The following is a 15095-nucleotide window of genomic DNA, read 5'->3' as shown; positions in this document are numbered from 1 at the left end:
CGCCATAGGCGGGGAGATCGATCGCGGCGCCTTACCTCTCTTCCTTTGTTAAATATTGATGTACCTTTCGTAAGCCGGGGCGGAAGAGAGCGTGCCACCGGCGTCCCTTGTGCCCCTCGAATACACCATTTACCCAGCGGGAATCCCGCTGGGTAAACGGCTGGAGCAGGTGGGTCGAGCTCAATCGGCGGAGCACATTCCGGATTCCGAATTCCATGCGCCTGCGGTGTGTCGCCGGAAAGTGCGACCGGAATCAGCCCGCGGACGCAACCGCTCAGCTTCCCGGCGGCCGGGCCCAGACCGCGTCGTCGGACGAGAGGCGGTGGGTGGCGACGGCGGCGACGGTGGTGACGGCGAGCAGCGCCAGAGCCGGCCCCAGGGTGGCGGAGAGCCCGTGGCGCGGCAGCAGCCAGGCGCCGGTGAGCGCTCCGAGCGACATCGCCAGGACGGACAGCACGCGACGGGCCGTGCCATCGGTCCCGCCGGGGGCGGCGGAGTCGGCGGCGAGGCCGGTCAGGGTCAGGGTGAGCACGGTGGTGGTCAGATCGGGGACGCCCAGGCGCCGTACGACCGCGTTCTGGAGCCCCATGCTCAGGCCGAGCAGCACGATCAGGGCGTAGCGGACCTCCGTGGCGGCCGGGCCACCGGGGGCGAGCGCCGATACGGCGGTGGCGGCCGCGACCAGCGCCGTCTGGGTGCCGGCGGCGACGGCGAGCAACCGCCCCCGGTGCGCGGGCCGTTGGGCACCGACGCGGCCCCCGGCGAACGCGCCGGTGAGAAAGGAGCCCAGGGACACGAGGGCGGCCGGGGCGGACAGGCCGGGGGTGCCCGCGAGGGCGAAGCCGAGGAAGACCACGTTGCCGGTCATGTTGGCGACGAAGACGTGGCCGAGGCCCAGGTAGCTCACGGCGTCGACCAGCCCCGTCACCACGGTCAGCGTCAGCAGCAGCGGCGGCAGCGGGCCATGGCGGTCCGTCGCGCGCGGCCCCAGGGTCCGGGCGGCGTCCGTCAGCAGTCTGCGCATCCTCAACGTCCGCTCCTCGGCGGTCGGTACACCGATGGCGGCGCCATGGCCGCCATCGGTTCTGAACGGGCCTCAGCCGGCGGCGTGCTCGCCGAGCATGGACTGGGCGTACAGCACCCCGAGCCCGTAGGCCCCCGCGTGGCCCTTCACCACGTCCATGACCGGGCCGTACGTCGCCGTACGCGACCAGTCGCGCTGCAGCTCCAGCAGGACCTGCACCCAGGTGACGGGGGCGGCACCGGCCTGCACCATGCGCTGGACGGCGTGCTCGTGGGCCTGCGGGGTGACGCCGCCGGACGCGTCGGTGACCACGTACACCTCGTAGCCCTGGGCGATGGCGGACAGCACCGGCAGGACCAGGCACACCTCGGTCCACAGCCCGGAGACGACGAGCTTCTTGCGGCCGGTCGCCTTGACGGCCTCGACGAACGCCACGTCCTCCCAGGCGTTCATCGAGGTACGGTCGATGACCTTCTGGTCGGGGAAGACATCCGCGAGCGGCGGGAGGAGCGGGCCCGAGAAGGTCTCGGCGGCGACGGTGCTCAGCACGACGGGCACGTCGAACACCTTGGCCGCCTTCGCCAGGCCCACGGCGGAGTTGATGATCGCGGTGCGGTCGTGGCTGCCGGTGCCGAAGAACATCTGCGGCTGGTGGTCGATGAACAGCATCACCGCGTTGTCCGGGGTGAGCAGGGCGGGGCTGGGGGTGGCGGTGACCTCGGCGATGTCGACCATGGTGGGCCCTTTCTCTCTGTGCGGATGGGTGTGGGGTGGGTACGCGCGGTGTGCGAGGGTGGCGGGCCCCGGGCCGCGCCCGCGCCGCTCACAGCACGAAGCAGCTGTCGAACGCCGGGGAGTGGTCCTCGGGCAGGTCGCCGCGCCGGACGCGCCACTGCCGGTGCTGCTCCGACTCGGCGACCGCCTGGCCGAGCGACTCCGCCTGGCGGGCGCCGGAGCCGCCCCGCGCCCCGGTGGCCTGATAGCCGCCGAAGCGTGCCACCGGGCTCCACTCCGGGCTGACCGCCGGGATGTCCTCGTCCAGGCCCTCGTACTCGGCGGCGGCGTACACGATGCGGCCGCCGACGATCGTCAGCACCGATTCGATGTGCGGGATGTCCCGCTCGGGCACGGTGAAATAGTCGTCGGACAGGATCGCCAGATCGCCGTAGAAGCCCGGCCGCAGCGCGCCCTTGACGCCTTCCTCGCCGGTCAGCCGGGCCCCCGCCCGGGTGTACATCGCGAGCGCGGTCTCCCGGCCGACCCGGTTCTGCGGGGGCCGCAGCGCCAGGTCTCCGGCCGAGCGGCCGGAGACCAGCCAGTGCAGGGCGACCCAGGGGTTGTACGAGGACACCCGGGTGGCATCGGTTCCGGCGCCGACGGTCAGCCCCCGGCCGAGCATCGCCCCAAGGGGCGGCGCCTCGGCCGCCGCGCCCGCTCCGTACCGGTGCAGGAACGCCTCGCCCTGGAACGACAGCCGGTTCTGCACGGACAGCGCCCCGCCGAGCGCGGCGATGCGGTCGAGGCTGTCCCGCGAGACGGTCTCCGCGTGGTCGAGCAGCCACCTGTTCCCGGCCGGGAACAGGCCCTCCGCGGCGAGCTTTTCGAAGACGGCGAGGTCGCGCCGAATGGTCTCGTCGTAGGTGGCGTGCAGCCGGAAACTCCAGCCGTCCTCCATGAGCAGGCGTAACGCCTTCTCGAACGCGGCCTCGTAGTCGCCGGTGAGGTACGGGCGCGGCTGCGCGAAGTTCTCGAAGTCGGCCGCGGCCCAGGTCAGGTTCTCGCCCGCCCCGTTGAGCCGCAGCCACGCGTCCCCGTCCCCGGGGCGCACCATTTCGATCCAGCGCGTCAGGTCCTCGATCTCCTGGCCCGCGGTCTGCGGGAACAGGTGGTAGGCGATGCGCAGGGACAGCAGACCGCTCTCGGCCAGCTCGGTCACCGTGCCGTAATCGCCGGGGAAGTTCTGGAAACCTCCGGCGGCGTCGATCGCCGAGGTCAGCCCGAATCGGTTCAGCTCCCGCAGGAAGTGGCGGGTGGAGGTCTTCTTGTCCTCGCCGTGCAGCGTCGGCGCCTTGGCCAGGGTGGAGTAGAGGATCAGGGCGCTGGGCGCGGCCAGCAGCAGGCCGGTCGGCTCCCCGTCCCGGCCCCGCACGATCTGCCCGCCCTTGGGGTCGGGGGTGTCCTTGGTGAATCCCGCGGCCTTGAGGGCCGCCCGGTTCAGCAGGGCCGACTGATAGAGGTGCAGGACGAACACCGGGGTGTCGGGGGCCGCGGCGTTGAGTTCGGCGACGGTCGGCGTTCTCCGTTCGGCGAACTGCTCGGCGGACCAGCCGCCCACCACCCGCACCCACTGGCCCTTCGGGGTGCGCGCCGCCTGTTCGCGCAGCATGGCCAGGGCCTGGCGCAGCGAGCGGACGCCGTCCCAGCGCAGTTCCAGGACGTAGTTGAGCCCGCCGCGGATGACGTGCAGATGGGTGTCGTTGAGTCCGGGGACGACCCGGCGGCCCAGCGCGTCGACCACGCGCGTCCTCGCGCCCAGGTACGGGGCGATGTCGGCGTCCTCCCCGACCGCCCGCACCACACCGTCGCGGATGGCGACCGCACCGGCCTGTGGCCGTGCCGGGTCCTGGGTGTACACCTTCGCGTTGCGGACGATCACGTCCGCGGCCTCGTCGTCGGTGGCGGCGGGAACGAGCCCGCCGACCGGCATCGTGGACACCTCGGCACCCTCCGGGGAACAGCGTGGCTTCGGTGACCGACTCCCGCGGTCACCAGGTGTCCCGAACGCTAGGGCGGTCTGGCCGCAGCGCGTTGTCCGGCAGCGCACCGGGGGTTTCCCCTGCGCGCACGGTGGTGGCCGTAGGGTCCTCAGGCGAGGCCGCGTTCGCGTGTCCGGTCCCGCATCCGGGCGCGGACCTGTTCGGCCTCGTCGGGCCGTCCCAGCTCGGTGAAGAGCGTCAGGGCCTGCTGCCAGGTGTCCCGGGCGGTGGTGTGGTCCCCCGTCGCGTGGTGGGTGTCGCCGAGGCGGGCCAGGGTGTCGGCTTCCTGGTACGGCACCCTGAGTTCCCGGTACACGGTGAGGGCGTTGTGGAAGCCGATGACCGCCTGTTTGTACTGGCCGAGATGGTGGTGTGCGTGGCCGACGCTGTCCCAGGTGGCGGCCTCGCCGTAGCGGTCGCCGGTTTCCCGCATCATGACGAGGGCCCGCTCGCAGTGGGTGAGGGCCTGGTCGTACCGGCCCAGCAGGGACAGGTACCAGCCCACCGCGTTGAGGACACGGGCCTCGGCGGCGCGGTGGCCCGCCGCCCGGAAGAGGTCCAGGGCCCGCTGGTTGTGGGCGAGGGCCGCGGTGAGATCGCCCTGCTGGTCGGAGGTCCAGCCCAGGCTGCGGTGGGTGTTGGCGAGCCGGACGGTGTCGCCCAGCCGGTCGAACGCCTCGGCGGCCCGGTCCAGGCGGGTCCGCGCCTCGGCGTAGTGGCCGAGCCTGCCGTCGACGCGGGCGAGGGAGCGTGTCGCGAAGGCTTCCCACTCCGGGTCTGCCAGCCGTCGGGCCGCGTCCAGCGCGGCGCGCTGGGCGGTGTGCCAGTCGTGCCAGTGTCCGCGCCGGTCGAAGAACGCCTCCAGGGCCCAGGCCAGCCGGCAGAGGTGGGCGTCGAACCCGGACGCGGCGGCCCGTTCCAGCGCCGGGAGCAGCCCGGTGTACTCGGCGGTGAGCCAGTCCAGGGCCTGCCGGTCGCCGGTGAGGGCTTCGGGCGTGACACCGGGCAGCGCCGGGCCCGGCGGTATGAGGTCGGCGTCCGGGGAGAGCAGCAGTGCGGCCGGGTGGGCGGTGTGGACGTAGTGGTCGAGCATCCGGTGCAGCGCGGAGTGGCGGGTGGCGTCGGTGTCCTGGTCCTCGACGAGTTCGGTGGCGTACGCGCGCACCAGGTCGTGGAAGGCGTAGCGGCCCCAGCTGTGTTCGGTGAGGAGATGGGCCCGGGTGAGTTCGGCCAGCAGGGTGCGGGTGCGGCGCGGGGGCAGGCCGGTGAGGCTCGCCGCCGCGGCGGCGGTGAGGTCAGGGCCGGGGTGCAGGGCCAGCAGCCGGAAGGCGCGGGCCGCATCGGCGGACAGGGCGTCGTAGGACCAGGAGAACGCGGCGCGGGCGTCGATGGCGCTCCCGGTGTCGGCGAAGGCGTCGAGGCTGCCGTGGGTGCGGCGGAGTTCGGTGGCGACGGCGGCCAGCGGGAAGCCGGGGTGGAGGGCGGCACGGGCGGCGACGATGGCGAGCGCCAGCGGGAGCCGGCCGCACAGCTCGACGATGTCCTCCACGGCCCGGGGCTCGGCGGCGGCCCGCTCGTGGCCGATGCGCCGCACCAGCGAGGCGCGGGCGTCGTCGGCGGGCGGCAGGCGCAGCGGCACCGGCACGGCCCCGTCCGAGGCGACCAGGCCCGGCAGCTGGCTGCGGCTGGTGACGAGGGCCAGGCAGCCGGGGCCGCCGGGGAGCAGCGGACGGACCTGGTCGTGGTCGCGGGCGTTGTCCAGCACGACGAGGACGCGCCGGCCGGCGAGCAGGCTGCGGTACAGCGCGGCCTGGGCGTCCAGCCCGGTGGGCAGGTGGCGCGGGGGCACGCCCAGGGCGTGCAGCATTCCGGCGATGGCCTCCGCGGGCTGGGTGGGCGGCCCGCCGGGGTCGAAGCCGCGCAGGTTGAGGTACAGCTGTCCGTCGGGGAACCGGTCGGCGATCCGGTGCGCCCAGTGCACCGCCAGGGTGCTCTTGCCGACCCCCGCCATGCCGCTGATGACGGCGGCGGTGGCGGCGCCGGTGGGGTGTCCGGTGCCGGCGGGCTGTCCGGTGCCCGTGGGCTGTCCGGTGCCGGGCAGCATGGCGAGCAGCTGGTCGAGTTCCGCCCGGCGCCCGGAGAACACCGCGAGGTCGGCGGGGAGTTGGGCGGGCCGTACCCAGGGTGGCTGCCGCTCCCTTGCGGGCCTGGAATTTCGTAACGCTGCGCCGGTCGCCCGCTGGTGGGCCGCGCGCAGTTCAGGGCCCGGCGGGACGTCCAGGTCCTCGGCCAGCCGGGTGCGGATGTCGCCGTAGACGGCCAGGGCCTGGGCACGGTGCCCGGAGGCGGCCAGGGCCAGGACGAGCCGGGCGTGCAGCGGTTCGTCCAGCCGATCGAGGGCGACGGCCTGCCGGAGCGGTCCGACCACGCGCTCCGCCCGGTCGCAGCGCAGCGCCACGTCGGCGGCCCCGGCCACGGTGTCCAGGTACTCGCGGTCGAGACCGGTGAACACCGGATGACGGCGCACCCGCTCCGGGACGCCCGTGGCGACCGGGCCCCGCCAGAGGGCGAGGGCGTCCGTGAACAGCCCCAGTGCCGCTTCGAGTTGACCGCTGTCGGCGGCCTGTCCGGCCCGGTGCGCGAGGTCGCGGTGGCGCAGCAGATCCACCGAGTCCGGCGCCACCAGCAGCCGGTAGCCGCCCGCTTCGCGCGGCAGCAGACTGCCCGCCGCCCGGGGCGGCAGCTCCGGCTCCAGCAGCCGCCGCAGCAGGCCGACGTACCGGTGGACCACGTTCACGGCAGTGGCGGGAGGCCGCTCCGCCCACAGTACGTCGACGATCTCGCTCAGCCGCAGCTGTTCCCCGGCCCGTATCAGCAGCAGGCCCAGCAGGGCCCGTTGCTGCGGAACCCCCAGATCCAGCTCGGCCGTCGACCGCCAGGCGCGCATCGGCCCCAGGATCTCGAACCGCAAGGACTCACCCGCCGGGGGCACCGGGACCGGACGCGCCCCCGTTTTCACTCTTCTTTCACCGCATGAACCTACGCTCTCCACACCGACCGCGAACGGTACCCGAGGAGGACTGCGTGGTGTACAAGAATGCGCCAGAGGGCGGGAATTGAACGGCGAACCGCCTGCCGAGCGCAGGTTATCCGCCGGGCACGCCCTGCATTGTCCGGTGACGCTTCCGCCGGACGACAAACGGGCGCATTGGAGCGGCGCCCTGTCGCGCGCTCTTCTCTCCATCGATACGCACCTGGAGAGGCCGGACCGATGGTCGGCCCGCATCACGACCGAAGAACTCGACCCGGTGCGAATAGCCGCGATCGATTCGGATCCGCTCACGATTTCCCGTAATCCGGCGCACATTGCCGCGGACGGCCGCGACTTCCTGATGGCCCGTCTGCAGGAAGACGGGATCTGCACGGTCCATCAGGACGGCCGCGCGGGATCGCTCATGCCCGGAGCCATGGCCTTCTACGACGCCTCGCGCCCCTTCACCCTGGTCATGCCGGAGGCGTACCGGGCGACGGTCATCGCGGTGCCGCGCGGGGCGCTGGGGCTGCCCGAACCCGAGCTGCGCCGCCTCACCGCGCTGCCCATCGGCGCCGACACGGCGCTGTCGGCCATGCTGTTGCCCATCATCTCCCGTCTCGCGGGCGGCGCCGGTCCCCACCCGTGGCACATCCGGCGGCAGATCGCCCGCACCCTGCTGGATCTGCTGGCCACGCTCGCGACGGGCACACTCGACGCGCTCGGCACGCGCGACATGCAGGACCGGCGCGCCGGGGCGGACCGCGCGCATCTGGCCCGCGTGTACGCGTTCATCAACAAACACCTGGCGGATTCCGGGCTTCGCCGGAAACCATCGCGCGGCAGCACGGAATCTCCGTGCGCTATCTGCACAAGCTTTTCCAGGAACAGCGCACCACGGTCGGCCGGTGGATCCGGCAGCGGCGGCTGGAGGAATGCCGGAAAGAGCTGGCGCGCGGCGGCCGGTCGAGCCGGACGGTCGCCGCCGTGGCCCAGCACTGGGGATTCATCAGCCCGGCCCATTTCAGCCGGGTCTTCCGGGCCGCCTACGGAATGTCCCCCCGCGAATGGCAGGCGCTGTGGCGGGAGCCGGTGGGCGCCCACGACCGCGCGATCGATGGGCGCGACCCCGCGGCCCTCGTGGACCCGGCCGGTGCGCTCATGGACGACAAGGCGTGCGCCCCTGGTCAAGGCGGGGCGCGGCATCGCGCCTAGCGTCCTGCCGACGAGTCTTTGTGCCGGGCGACCGCACGAGCCCCCTCCCCCTTCGCCGCCGGAACCACTCTGTCTGGTTTCCACCGGCGTACGACCCCACAGCTTCAAGGAGTGACACATGTCCGACGGCATCAGGCCGGTCCAGCCGGTCCTGGAACCGGCGGCGGCCGCCTTCGCGGAGGCGACCGCCAACCCGCCGTACCTGTTCGACCTCGACCCGGCCGAGGGCCGCAAGGCCGTCGACGAGGTGCAGTCCGGCGAGATCGGCAAACCGGATGTCGAGGAGGAGTGGATCACCGTCACCGGTGGCCCCACCGGCAGCGTCCGGGTCCGTATCGTCAAGCCGTCCGGCGCCGCCGGGACACTGCCGGTGATCCTCTACATCCACGGCGCGGGCTGGGTGTTCGGCAACGCCCACACCCACGACCGCCTGGTGCGCGAACTCGCCGTCGGCGCGGACGCCGCCGTGGTGTTCCCCGAGTACGACCTCTCCCCCGAGGCCCGCTACCCGGTCGCCATCGAGCAGAACTACGCGGTCGCCCGGTGGATCGTCCGGGACGGCGCGGGCAAGGGCCTGGACGGCACCCGGCTGGCGGTGGCCGGGGACTCGGTCGGCGGCAACATGTCCGCCGCGCTGACCCTGATGGCCAAGGAACGCGGCGATGTGCCCCTGCGCCGGCAGGTGCTGTTCTACCCGGTCACGGACGCGGCCTTCGACACCGACTCGTACCACCAGTTCGCCACGGGCTACTTCCTGCGCCGCGACGGCATGCGCTGGTTCTGGGACCAGTACACCACCGACGAGGGCGAACGCGCCGAGATCACCGCCTCCCCGCTACGGGCCACCACCGAGCAGCTCACCGGGCTGCCCGCCGCCCTCGTCATCACCGCGGAGGCCGATGTCCTGCGCGACGAGGGCGAGGCGTACGCGAACAAGCTGCGCGCGGCCGGTGTCCCCGTCACCGCGGTGCGCTTCCAGGGCGTCATCCACGACTTCGTCATGCTCAACGCGCTGCGCGGGACACCCGCCGCGCAGGCGGCCATCACGCTCGCCGCGGACACGCTGCGCACCGCGCTGCACGGCTAGTTTCGGCGAAGCGCCGGGACGGCCCGGGCAACGCCTCGCGGCTCAGAGGGCGTTGACGAGCGCCACGTAGACGGCGGTGCCGATGCCGACGCTCAGGATCGTGCGGCGGCCGAGGGCGAGGTGGACGCCCGCGGTGGCGGCCACTGCGAGCAGCGCATACGGCGTGGTGTGCGGTTCGGCGGCGACGCTGCCGTGCAGGGCCGTCACCGCGAGGATCGCGAGGATGCCCACCGGCATCCACGCCGACAGCCGCCGCACGATCGGCGAGGTGCGCAGGGTGCGCAGCACCGCGAAGGGCACGGCCCGCAGCGCGAGGGTGATCGTGAAGACGATCGCGAGGACGGCGACCAGGTACGAGGTGCTAGGCATCGGCGGTCTCCTCGGCGGGGCGGCGGACGGTGAACATGTGGCGGGCCAGCAGCAGGGCCACGAACAGCAGCAGCGCGGTGAACAGGGCGACGCCCGGGGTGAGAACGAGCGCCACCGTCACACTGGCTCCGGCCAGCAGTACGGAGGGGACCTCCTGGCGTGAGCGGAACGCGTCCAGCGTGAGCACGGTGAACAGGGCGCACAGCGCGAACTCCAGGCCCTTGATCGGCCCGGGCAGGGCCGCCGCCAGGGCGACACCGATCAGCTCGCCGCCGACCCAGTAGATCTCGCAGGCGATCTGCATCGCCAGCAGGCGGGGTGCGGAGCGTTCCGCCTCGGGCAGGGAGGCGCTGACGGCGTACGCCTCGTCGATCATCGCGTAGACGGAGTACGCCTTCGCGAACGGGTTCCTGACCAGGTGGAGGGGGAACGAGAAGGCGTAGAACACGTGGCGGAAGTTGACCACCAGGACGGTCAGGGCGACCGAGGCCAGTGGCGTGACGGTGGCCACCATGCCCACCAGGAGCAGTTCCAGGGACCCGGCGAACGCGGACAGGGACAGCGCGGGGGCGAGCCACCACGGCAGACCGGCCTGGATGACCAGCAGGCCGAGCGCGATGCCCAGCGGGAAGATTCCGAGCCCGGCGGAGAAGGAATCGCGCACCCCGGCGGCGATGCGTTGCCTCTGGGTGGCGGGGTCCGGGTCCGGCAGGGGGTCCGGCACTGCTATCGGGGTGGAAACGTCGTGTCGCACCTGTCGATGATCTCGCGAAACGCACGCCATGTGGTTGCGAACATTGCCAGGCGGACCCGTGATCGTGCAATCTTTACGTCATGGATGCCATGGATCACGCAATCATCGCCGAGCTGGAGCGGGACGGGCGGCTGACCAACGTCGAGCTGGCCCATCGGGTGGGGCTCACCACCGGCCCGTGTCTGAGGCGTGTCCAGCGGCTGGAGGCCGACGGCGTCATCCGTGGTTACCGGGCCGCCATCGACCCCACCGCCGTGGGGCGGTCCTTCGAGGTGCTGCTCGACGTCACTCTCGACTCCCAGGACGCGGAGACCGTCGAATACTTCGAGCGGACCCTCACCCAGGCCGGGGAGGTCCTCGAACTGCGCCGGCTGTTCGGCAGCCCCGACTACTTCGTACGCGTGGCCGTGGCCGATCTGGCCGCCTACGAGGCCTTCCTCAGCCAGCACGTCATGACCATCCCGCGGGTCAAGAACGTCACCTCGCACTTCACGATGAAGAACATCAAGCCGGCCCCATAGCGCCGATGTCAGCTCACGCCGGTGGGCCGGAACTGGATGCTGATCCGCGGTCCGGTCGTCCGCGAGGTCTTGGGGATGGCGTGCTCCCAGGTCCGCTGGCAGGACCCGCCCATCACGATGAGATCCCCGTGTCCGAGCGGCCGCCGCACGGTGGCCCCGCCGCCACGGGGCCGGAGCAGCAGATCACGTGGCGCGCCCACGGACAGGATGGCGACCATGGTGTCCTCGCTGCCGCCGCGGCCGGTCCGGTCGCCGTGCCAGGCCACGCTGTCGTGGCCGTCGCGGTAGTAGCACAGCCCGGCCGTGGTGAACGGCTCCCCCAGTTCGGTGGCGTAGTACGCGGAGAGCGCGTCCCGGGCCTCGGTGAGGACGGGGTGGGGCAGGACGTCGTCGGCGCCGTAGAAGGCGAGCAGCCGCGGAACGTCCACGGTGCGGTCGTACATCCGCCGCCGCTCGGCCTTCCAGGGGACGTCGGCGGCGAGCCGCACGAACAGGTCGTCGGCTCCCCGCAGCCATCCGGTCAGCAGATCGATCCAGGCGCCGTCCCGCAGCTCGGTCCTGCGCACCCCGCGCAGCGGGCCGAGCACGGCGTCGTCGGCCTGGTCGAAGAGCGAGCCCTGGAGATACGCGCCCATACCGGCAGTGTACCCAGGTAATCGATCGTGTGTGCGACCACCTGCGCTATGCCGTCCATCTGATGGTGGGGTTCAGCCGGCCGGTCCAGTTGAAGACGGCCATGTTGTCCCAGCCGTCCCCGCTGTTGTTCATGTCGGCCGGATCCCAGCCGTTGCCGGGGACCGCGTACCAGGTGGGCTCCCAGTAGAAGACACCGATCGCACCGGCGTTGCGGGCGGTGTTCTGGACGTCGGTGAAGTTGGCGGCCTGGCCCGTCCAGGTGAGCGGATAGCCCGAGCAGCCGGAGGTGACCGAGTTGCCGGTGCTGTCGGCGTTCGCCGTGGTGAAGGGATACGCGGTCTCGGCGATGACCACGTCCTTGCCGTACCGGGACCGCATGTCGGCGACGACGTCGTACAGGGTGGACAGCGAGCCGTGCCACATGCAGTAGTACGACAGCCCGGTGATGTCCCAGCTGACGCCCTTCGCCTTGATCCCGTCGTAGAACCACCGCGCATGCGCGTCGCTGTCCGCGTTCGCGGTGTGGATGATCACCTTGGTGGTGCTGTTGCACGCTTTGGTGGCGTTGTAGCCCGCCTTGAGCAGGAGGCTGAGGTTGGTGAAGTCGTTGCTGACCACCTTGCCGTCGTTCCACAGCATCCCGACGTTGATCTCGTTGCCGATCTGCACGCTGTCCGGGGCGGTGCCCTGGGACTTGAGGCTGTTGCACACGTCGTAGGTGTAGTTGTAGACGTCGGTCTGCAGCTGGCCGATGCCGTGGCTCGCCCAGGCGGCGGGCTTGCGCTGATTCCCCGGGTCGGCCCAGGTGTCCGAGTAGTGGAAGTCGACCAGCAGCTTGAGGCCCTTGGCCTTGACCGTCTTCGCGTAGGCGAGCACCTTGGCCTTGTTGTTGTAGCCGCTGGCGGGGTTGTTCCAGACCCGCAGGCGGACGTAGTTCACCCCGGCGCCCTTGAGGATGTCGAGCGGGTCCGCGGCCTTGCCGTTGGCGTCGTAGTACCTGGCGCCGAGATCGAGGGCCCGCTGCGCGGTCGACACATCGGCACCGCGCATGCTGAGCGCGTTCACGGCGGACGCCTTCGTGGGCACGGCGAGCAGGGCCGCCGCCAGGGCGAATACGGCGGCGAGCAGGGCAACCCCGAGCGTGCGCATGCGCCCGGGGCCGGGCCGGTACACGGTCACCGCGCTCTCCTCCGGTCCGGCACCGCGGCCGCGCCGGGCGCGTGGCCGGCCGGGGCCGCGATGTGGGCGGCGGCCGCGGTGCCCGGGGCGGTGCACGGCTTGCCGTTGAGGGTGAAGTCCCGTGGCGCGGGGTTGCCGCCGGTGTAGGAGCCGTTGAAGCCGACCGTGGTGGAGCCGCCGGTGGCCAGGGTGGCGTTCCAGCCCGCGTCGTCGACGGTGACCGCGGTGGCGTTCTGGCGCCAGGTGCCGTTCCAGCCGTTGGTCACCTTCTGGTCGCCGGTGAAGGAGAAGCCGAGACGCCAGCCGTTCAGCGCGGGGCCCTTGTTGGTGATGGTGGCGGTGGCCGTGAAGCCGGTGCCCCAGTCGTTGCCCACCGCGTAGCCGACCGTGCAGGTGGCCGCCGGGGCCGTGGCGGTGGTCACCCGGACCGGGGCCGATGGCGGGGAGCTGCGGCCCGCGGTGTCCTTGGCCACGACGCGGAAGGTGTAGGCGGTGGCCGGGGACAGTCCGGTGACGGTGGCGCTCGTGGCGGGGGCGTCGACCGTGGCGACCGGGGCGCCCGTGGTGTCGCCGGAGTACACCTGGTAGCTCGCCACCGGGGACGACCCGGCAGTGGACGCGCCCCAGGTGAGGGTGGCCCTGTCGGGACCGACGGCGGTGGCGGCCGGGGTGCCGGGCGCGGTGGGCGGCTTCGCCTCGGAGGATCCGGCGGGCAGGACGTACTCGGTGATGGAGTAGGCCGGGAAGGTGGTGGTGAAACCGCCGTCGGTCAGCGGCTGATCGGCCAGGTGCTTGATCGCGGTGACGTCGTCCTGGCCGTAGCGGTAGACCTGCGCCGCGCCATCCGGGGCGGTACCGCCGGTGACGGACACCGGGGCGGTCAGATCACCGGTGGTCTTGTTGACGACGATCACGGTCAGCGCCTTGTCGCCGCTGCGCTGGGCCGCGTAGACCGCGAGCTTGTCCTGGTCGGCGCTGGCGGCGTGGACCGCGGTGTCGCCGAAGGAGCCGCCGTTGCCGTCGTAGTTGCGGAACATGCGGAAGGCGAAGGCGCCCGGCTCGGTGGATGTGGGCGGATCCCACAGGGTGGCGAGGTCCAGCCCCTCCCGGCCGAAGATGCCGAGCACATCGGCCTGGGCGAGGGCCCCGTTGATGTGGTCCAGCGCGCCCCAGTTGTACTCGGTGATGGCGAGCTTGGTGCCCGGGTAGTTCTCGTCGACCAGGGAGCGCATGCGCGGGATGAACTGGACGGGCTGGTTGATCCAGCTCTCGTCCACGTACGTGGGGTCCCACAGCTGCCGTGTGGAGCGCAGCCGCAGGGCCTGGGTGGCCTCGTCCACGTTGCCGCCGAACACCCCGGTCTGCTGGGGGTAGATGTGCTCGTCGAAGTAGTCCAGGACGCGGCGGTCGTGCGTCTGCTCGTACGCCTTCATCTGCTGGAGGTACCAGGGGGCGAACAGCTGCCCGCCGTGGGCCGCCCGGTCGGGCGGGTTGGACCAGCAGTCGCCGCCCTTCTCGTTGCAGGTCTTCTGGTCCAGGCCGGAGTAGATCAGGGAGTTGAAGCCCCAGCCGACCGGGCCGAGGGTCTTCGCCCCCGGGTCGGCGTCCTTGATGGCGGCGGCGGTGGCGTAGGTGCTGTCGCGCATCTCGTCATAGCCCGTGCCCTGCGGGTGGACGTCCCGGTGGGTGCTCCACCACAAATCGGGCTCGTTGTCGAGGTTGTAGAAGCGGACGCCGCCGTCGTCCGCGGTGCCGTAGGTGCGGTTCAGGTACTGCACCCAGCCCTTGGTGAACTCCGGACCGGCGGGGACGCTGGTTTCGGCCGGGTCGTTGCCGGTGACGTTCGTACCGTCGGTCTTCACACCGTTGCCGCAGTCCGGGCGCCACTGGGCGTCGTTCGCCTTCTGCGGGCCGTACTTGGCGATGCTGAAGCCGCAGGCGGCGTTGCGGGCCGCGGTCGTCCAGCCGCTCATCGGCACGGTCAGCACGGTGTCGGTGCCGGTGCGGCGGTTCTGCTCGACGAACTTGTCGGCCTCCGAGCCGTTCGGCAGGTCGGCGGTGCCGTTCTCGTAGTACAGGTTCTCGAAGTACCAGTCGGCGCCCGCGTTGTACGCGTCGAGCTTGTAGTTGTAGCGGGTGGTGGCGTTGCCGCCCCACCGGCGGACCGGCAGGCGCAGTTCCCGGGCCAGCGCCTCGTCGGCGAAGTTGATCCCGTAGATGTGCGGGTCGATCGCCTTGCGGCCGGTGGTGGTGTCGACGCTGAGGGCGGGGCCTTCCGGGGCGGCGGAGGAGGCGGCGGAGCGCGCTCCCCCGCCCGGTAACGCGCTCGCCTGGCCGGGACCGGCCAGACCGGCGGCGGCCACCAGCAGCACCACGGCCGCCGGCGCGGCTCTCGGAGTCATGCGCCTCGGTCTCGGAGTCACGGGCCTGGGTTTCGGAGTCACGGGCCTGGGTTTCGGAGTCATGCGCGTGGGTCTCCTTCGGGGCGGCCGTGCCGACGACAGGGACAGGACGACGGGAGCA

The 15095-nt window shown here is 72.1% G+C and carries 12 protein-coding genes and 1 pseudogene; 4 read left to right on the top strand and 9 right to left on the bottom strand.

Features of this window, described 5'->3' with window-relative positions; all coding sequences use genetic code 11:
- Positions 1 to 274: 274 nt before the first annotated feature.
- The 4 genes from ACFZCY_RS25375 to ACFZCY_RS25360 all read right to left on the bottom strand — a co-directional run bounded on the left by ACFZCY_RS25375 (position 275) and on the right by ACFZCY_RS25360 (position 6751).
- The gene (locus tag ACFZCY_RS25375) at positions 275 to 1024 is read right to left on the bottom strand and encodes a DUF1275 family protein (RefSeq protein ID WP_391177527.1); all 750 of its coding nucleotides are present in this window, start codon (positions 1022 to 1024) and stop codon (positions 275 to 277) included.
- A 72-nt stretch (positions 1025 to 1096) separates the two neighbouring features.
- Positions 1097 to 1759, bottom strand: coding sequence for an isochorismatase family protein (locus ACFZCY_RS25370; RefSeq protein WP_391177524.1), 663 nt, complete (start codon positions 1757 to 1759; stop codon positions 1097 to 1099).
- An 88-nt stretch (positions 1760 to 1847) separates the two neighbouring features.
- On the bottom strand, positions 1848 to 3731 hold the full coding sequence (locus ACFZCY_RS25365) for an amidohydrolase family protein (RefSeq protein WP_391178301.1): 1884 nt from the start codon (positions 3729 to 3731) through the stop codon (positions 1848 to 1850).
- A gap of 158 nt (positions 3732 to 3889) precedes the next feature.
- Positions 3890 to 6751 (bottom strand): BTAD domain-containing putative transcriptional regulator, encoded by a 2862-nt coding sequence (locus ACFZCY_RS25360; protein ID WP_391177521.1) that lies wholly within the window; start codon positions 6749 to 6751, stop codon positions 3890 to 3892.
- Between the two features lie 205 nt (positions 6752 to 6956).
- Here ACFZCY_RS25360 and ACFZCY_RS25355 point away from each other — a divergent pair.
- The 3 genes and pseudogenes from ACFZCY_RS25355 to ACFZCY_RS25345 form a co-directional block, all read left to right on the top strand.
- Positions 6957 to 7451, top strand: a pseudogene (locus ACFZCY_RS25355) (hypothetical protein); the annotation flags it as partial.
- Between the two features lie 218 nt (positions 7452 to 7669).
- Positions 7670 to 8026 (top strand): helix-turn-helix domain-containing protein, encoded by a 357-nt coding sequence (locus ACFZCY_RS25350; RefSeq protein ID WP_391177518.1) that lies wholly within the window; start codon positions 7670 to 7672, stop codon positions 8024 to 8026.
- Positions 8027 to 8144: 118 nt separating this feature from the next.
- Positions 8145 to 9113 (top strand): alpha/beta hydrolase fold domain-containing protein, encoded by a 969-nt coding sequence (locus ACFZCY_RS25345; protein ID WP_391177516.1) that lies wholly within the window; start codon positions 8145 to 8147, stop codon positions 9111 to 9113.
- Positions 9114 to 9155: 42 nt separating this feature from the next.
- On the opposite strand, the gene ACFZCY_RS25340 is transcribed toward ACFZCY_RS25345, so the two are convergent.
- Together ACFZCY_RS25340 and ACFZCY_RS25335 are read right to left on the bottom strand one after the other, a co-directional pair.
- Positions 9156 to 9482 (bottom strand): AzlD domain-containing protein, encoded by a 327-nt coding sequence (locus ACFZCY_RS25340; protein WP_391177513.1) that lies wholly within the window; start codon positions 9480 to 9482, stop codon positions 9156 to 9158.
- Entirely contained in the window at positions 9475 to 10236 is a 762-nt protein-coding gene (locus ACFZCY_RS25335; RefSeq protein WP_391177510.1) for an AzlC family ABC transporter permease, read from the bottom strand. Before ACFZCY_RS25335 ends, ACFZCY_RS25340 begins: the two co-directional genes overlap by 8 nt.
- A gap of 80 nt (positions 10237 to 10316) precedes the next feature.
- Here ACFZCY_RS25335 and ACFZCY_RS25330 point away from each other — a divergent pair, with 80 nt between their 5' ends.
- The gene (locus tag ACFZCY_RS25330; protein WP_391177506.1) at positions 10317 to 10757 is read left to right on the top strand and encodes a winged helix-turn-helix transcriptional regulator; all 441 of its coding nucleotides are present in this window, start codon (positions 10317 to 10319) and stop codon (positions 10755 to 10757) included.
- A gap of 8 nt (positions 10758 to 10765) precedes the next feature.
- Here ACFZCY_RS25330 and ACFZCY_RS25325 read toward each other — a convergent pair whose 3' ends face one another.
- From ACFZCY_RS25325 to ACFZCY_RS25315, 3 genes are read right to left on the bottom strand one after another with little or no spacing between them, the layout of a single operon-like run.
- Positions 10766 to 11392 carry an alpha-ketoglutarate-dependent dioxygenase AlkB gene (locus ACFZCY_RS25325; RefSeq protein WP_391177503.1) on the bottom strand — a complete coding sequence of 209 codons (627 nt, stop codon included), beginning with the start codon at positions 11390 to 11392 and terminating at the stop codon, positions 10766 to 10768.
- A 46-nt stretch (positions 11393 to 11438) separates the two neighbouring features.
- Positions 11439 to 12542 carry a glycosyl hydrolase 53 family protein gene (locus ACFZCY_RS25320; RefSeq protein ID WP_391178298.1) on the bottom strand — a complete coding sequence of 368 codons (1104 nt, stop codon included), beginning with the start codon at positions 12540 to 12542 and terminating at the stop codon, positions 11439 to 11441.
- A 26-nt stretch (positions 12543 to 12568) separates the two neighbouring features.
- Entirely contained in the window at positions 12569 to 14974 is a 2406-nt protein-coding gene (locus ACFZCY_RS25315) for a glycoside hydrolase family 44 protein (protein ID WP_391177501.1), read from the bottom strand.
- Positions 14975 to 15095 lie beyond the last annotated feature (121 nt).

It is taken from the genome of Streptomyces sp. NPDC007983 (assembly GCF_042958345.1).
Lineage (GTDB): Bacteria > Actinomycetota > Actinomycetes > Streptomycetales > Streptomycetaceae > Streptomyces.
Note: the sequence above shows the minus strand (reverse complement) of the source record. Positions and strands in the feature narration are given on the sequence as shown.

Excerpts from the sequence above, each read along its gene's own strand:
- ACFZCY_RS25345 (WP_391177516.1), top strand. The coding sequence starts at position 8,145 with ATGTCCGACGGCATCAGGCCGGTCCAGCCGGTCCTGGAACCGGCGGCG.
- ACFZCY_RS25315 (WP_391177501.1), bottom strand. The coding sequence starts at position 14,974 with ATGACTCCGAGAGCCGCGCCGGCGGCCGTGGTGCTGCTGGTGGCCGCC.
- ACFZCY_RS25340 (WP_391177513.1), bottom strand. The coding sequence starts at position 9,482 with ATGCCTAGCACCTCGTACCTGGTCGCCGTCCTCGCGATCGTCTTCACG.
- ACFZCY_RS25330 (WP_391177506.1), top strand. The coding sequence starts at position 10,317 with ATGGATGCCATGGATCACGCAATCATCGCCGAGCTGGAGCGGGACGGG.
- ACFZCY_RS25370 (WP_391177524.1), bottom strand. The coding sequence starts at position 1,759 with ATGGTCGACATCGCCGAGGTCACCGCCACCCCCAGCCCCGCCCTGCTC.
- ACFZCY_RS25365 (WP_391178301.1), bottom strand. The coding sequence starts at position 3,731 with ATGCCGGTCGGCGGGCTCGTTCCCGCCGCCACCGACGACGAGGCCGCG.
- ACFZCY_RS25375 (WP_391177527.1), bottom strand. The coding sequence starts at position 1,024 with ATGCGCAGACTGCTGACGGACGCCGCCCGGACCCTGGGGCCGCGCGCG.
- ACFZCY_RS25325 (WP_391177503.1), bottom strand. The coding sequence starts at position 11,392 with ATGGGCGCGTATCTCCAGGGCTCGCTCTTCGACCAGGCCGACGACGCC.
- ACFZCY_RS25320 (WP_391178298.1), bottom strand. The coding sequence starts at position 12,542 with ATGCGCACGCTCGGGGTTGCCCTGCTCGCCGCCGTATTCGCCCTGGCG.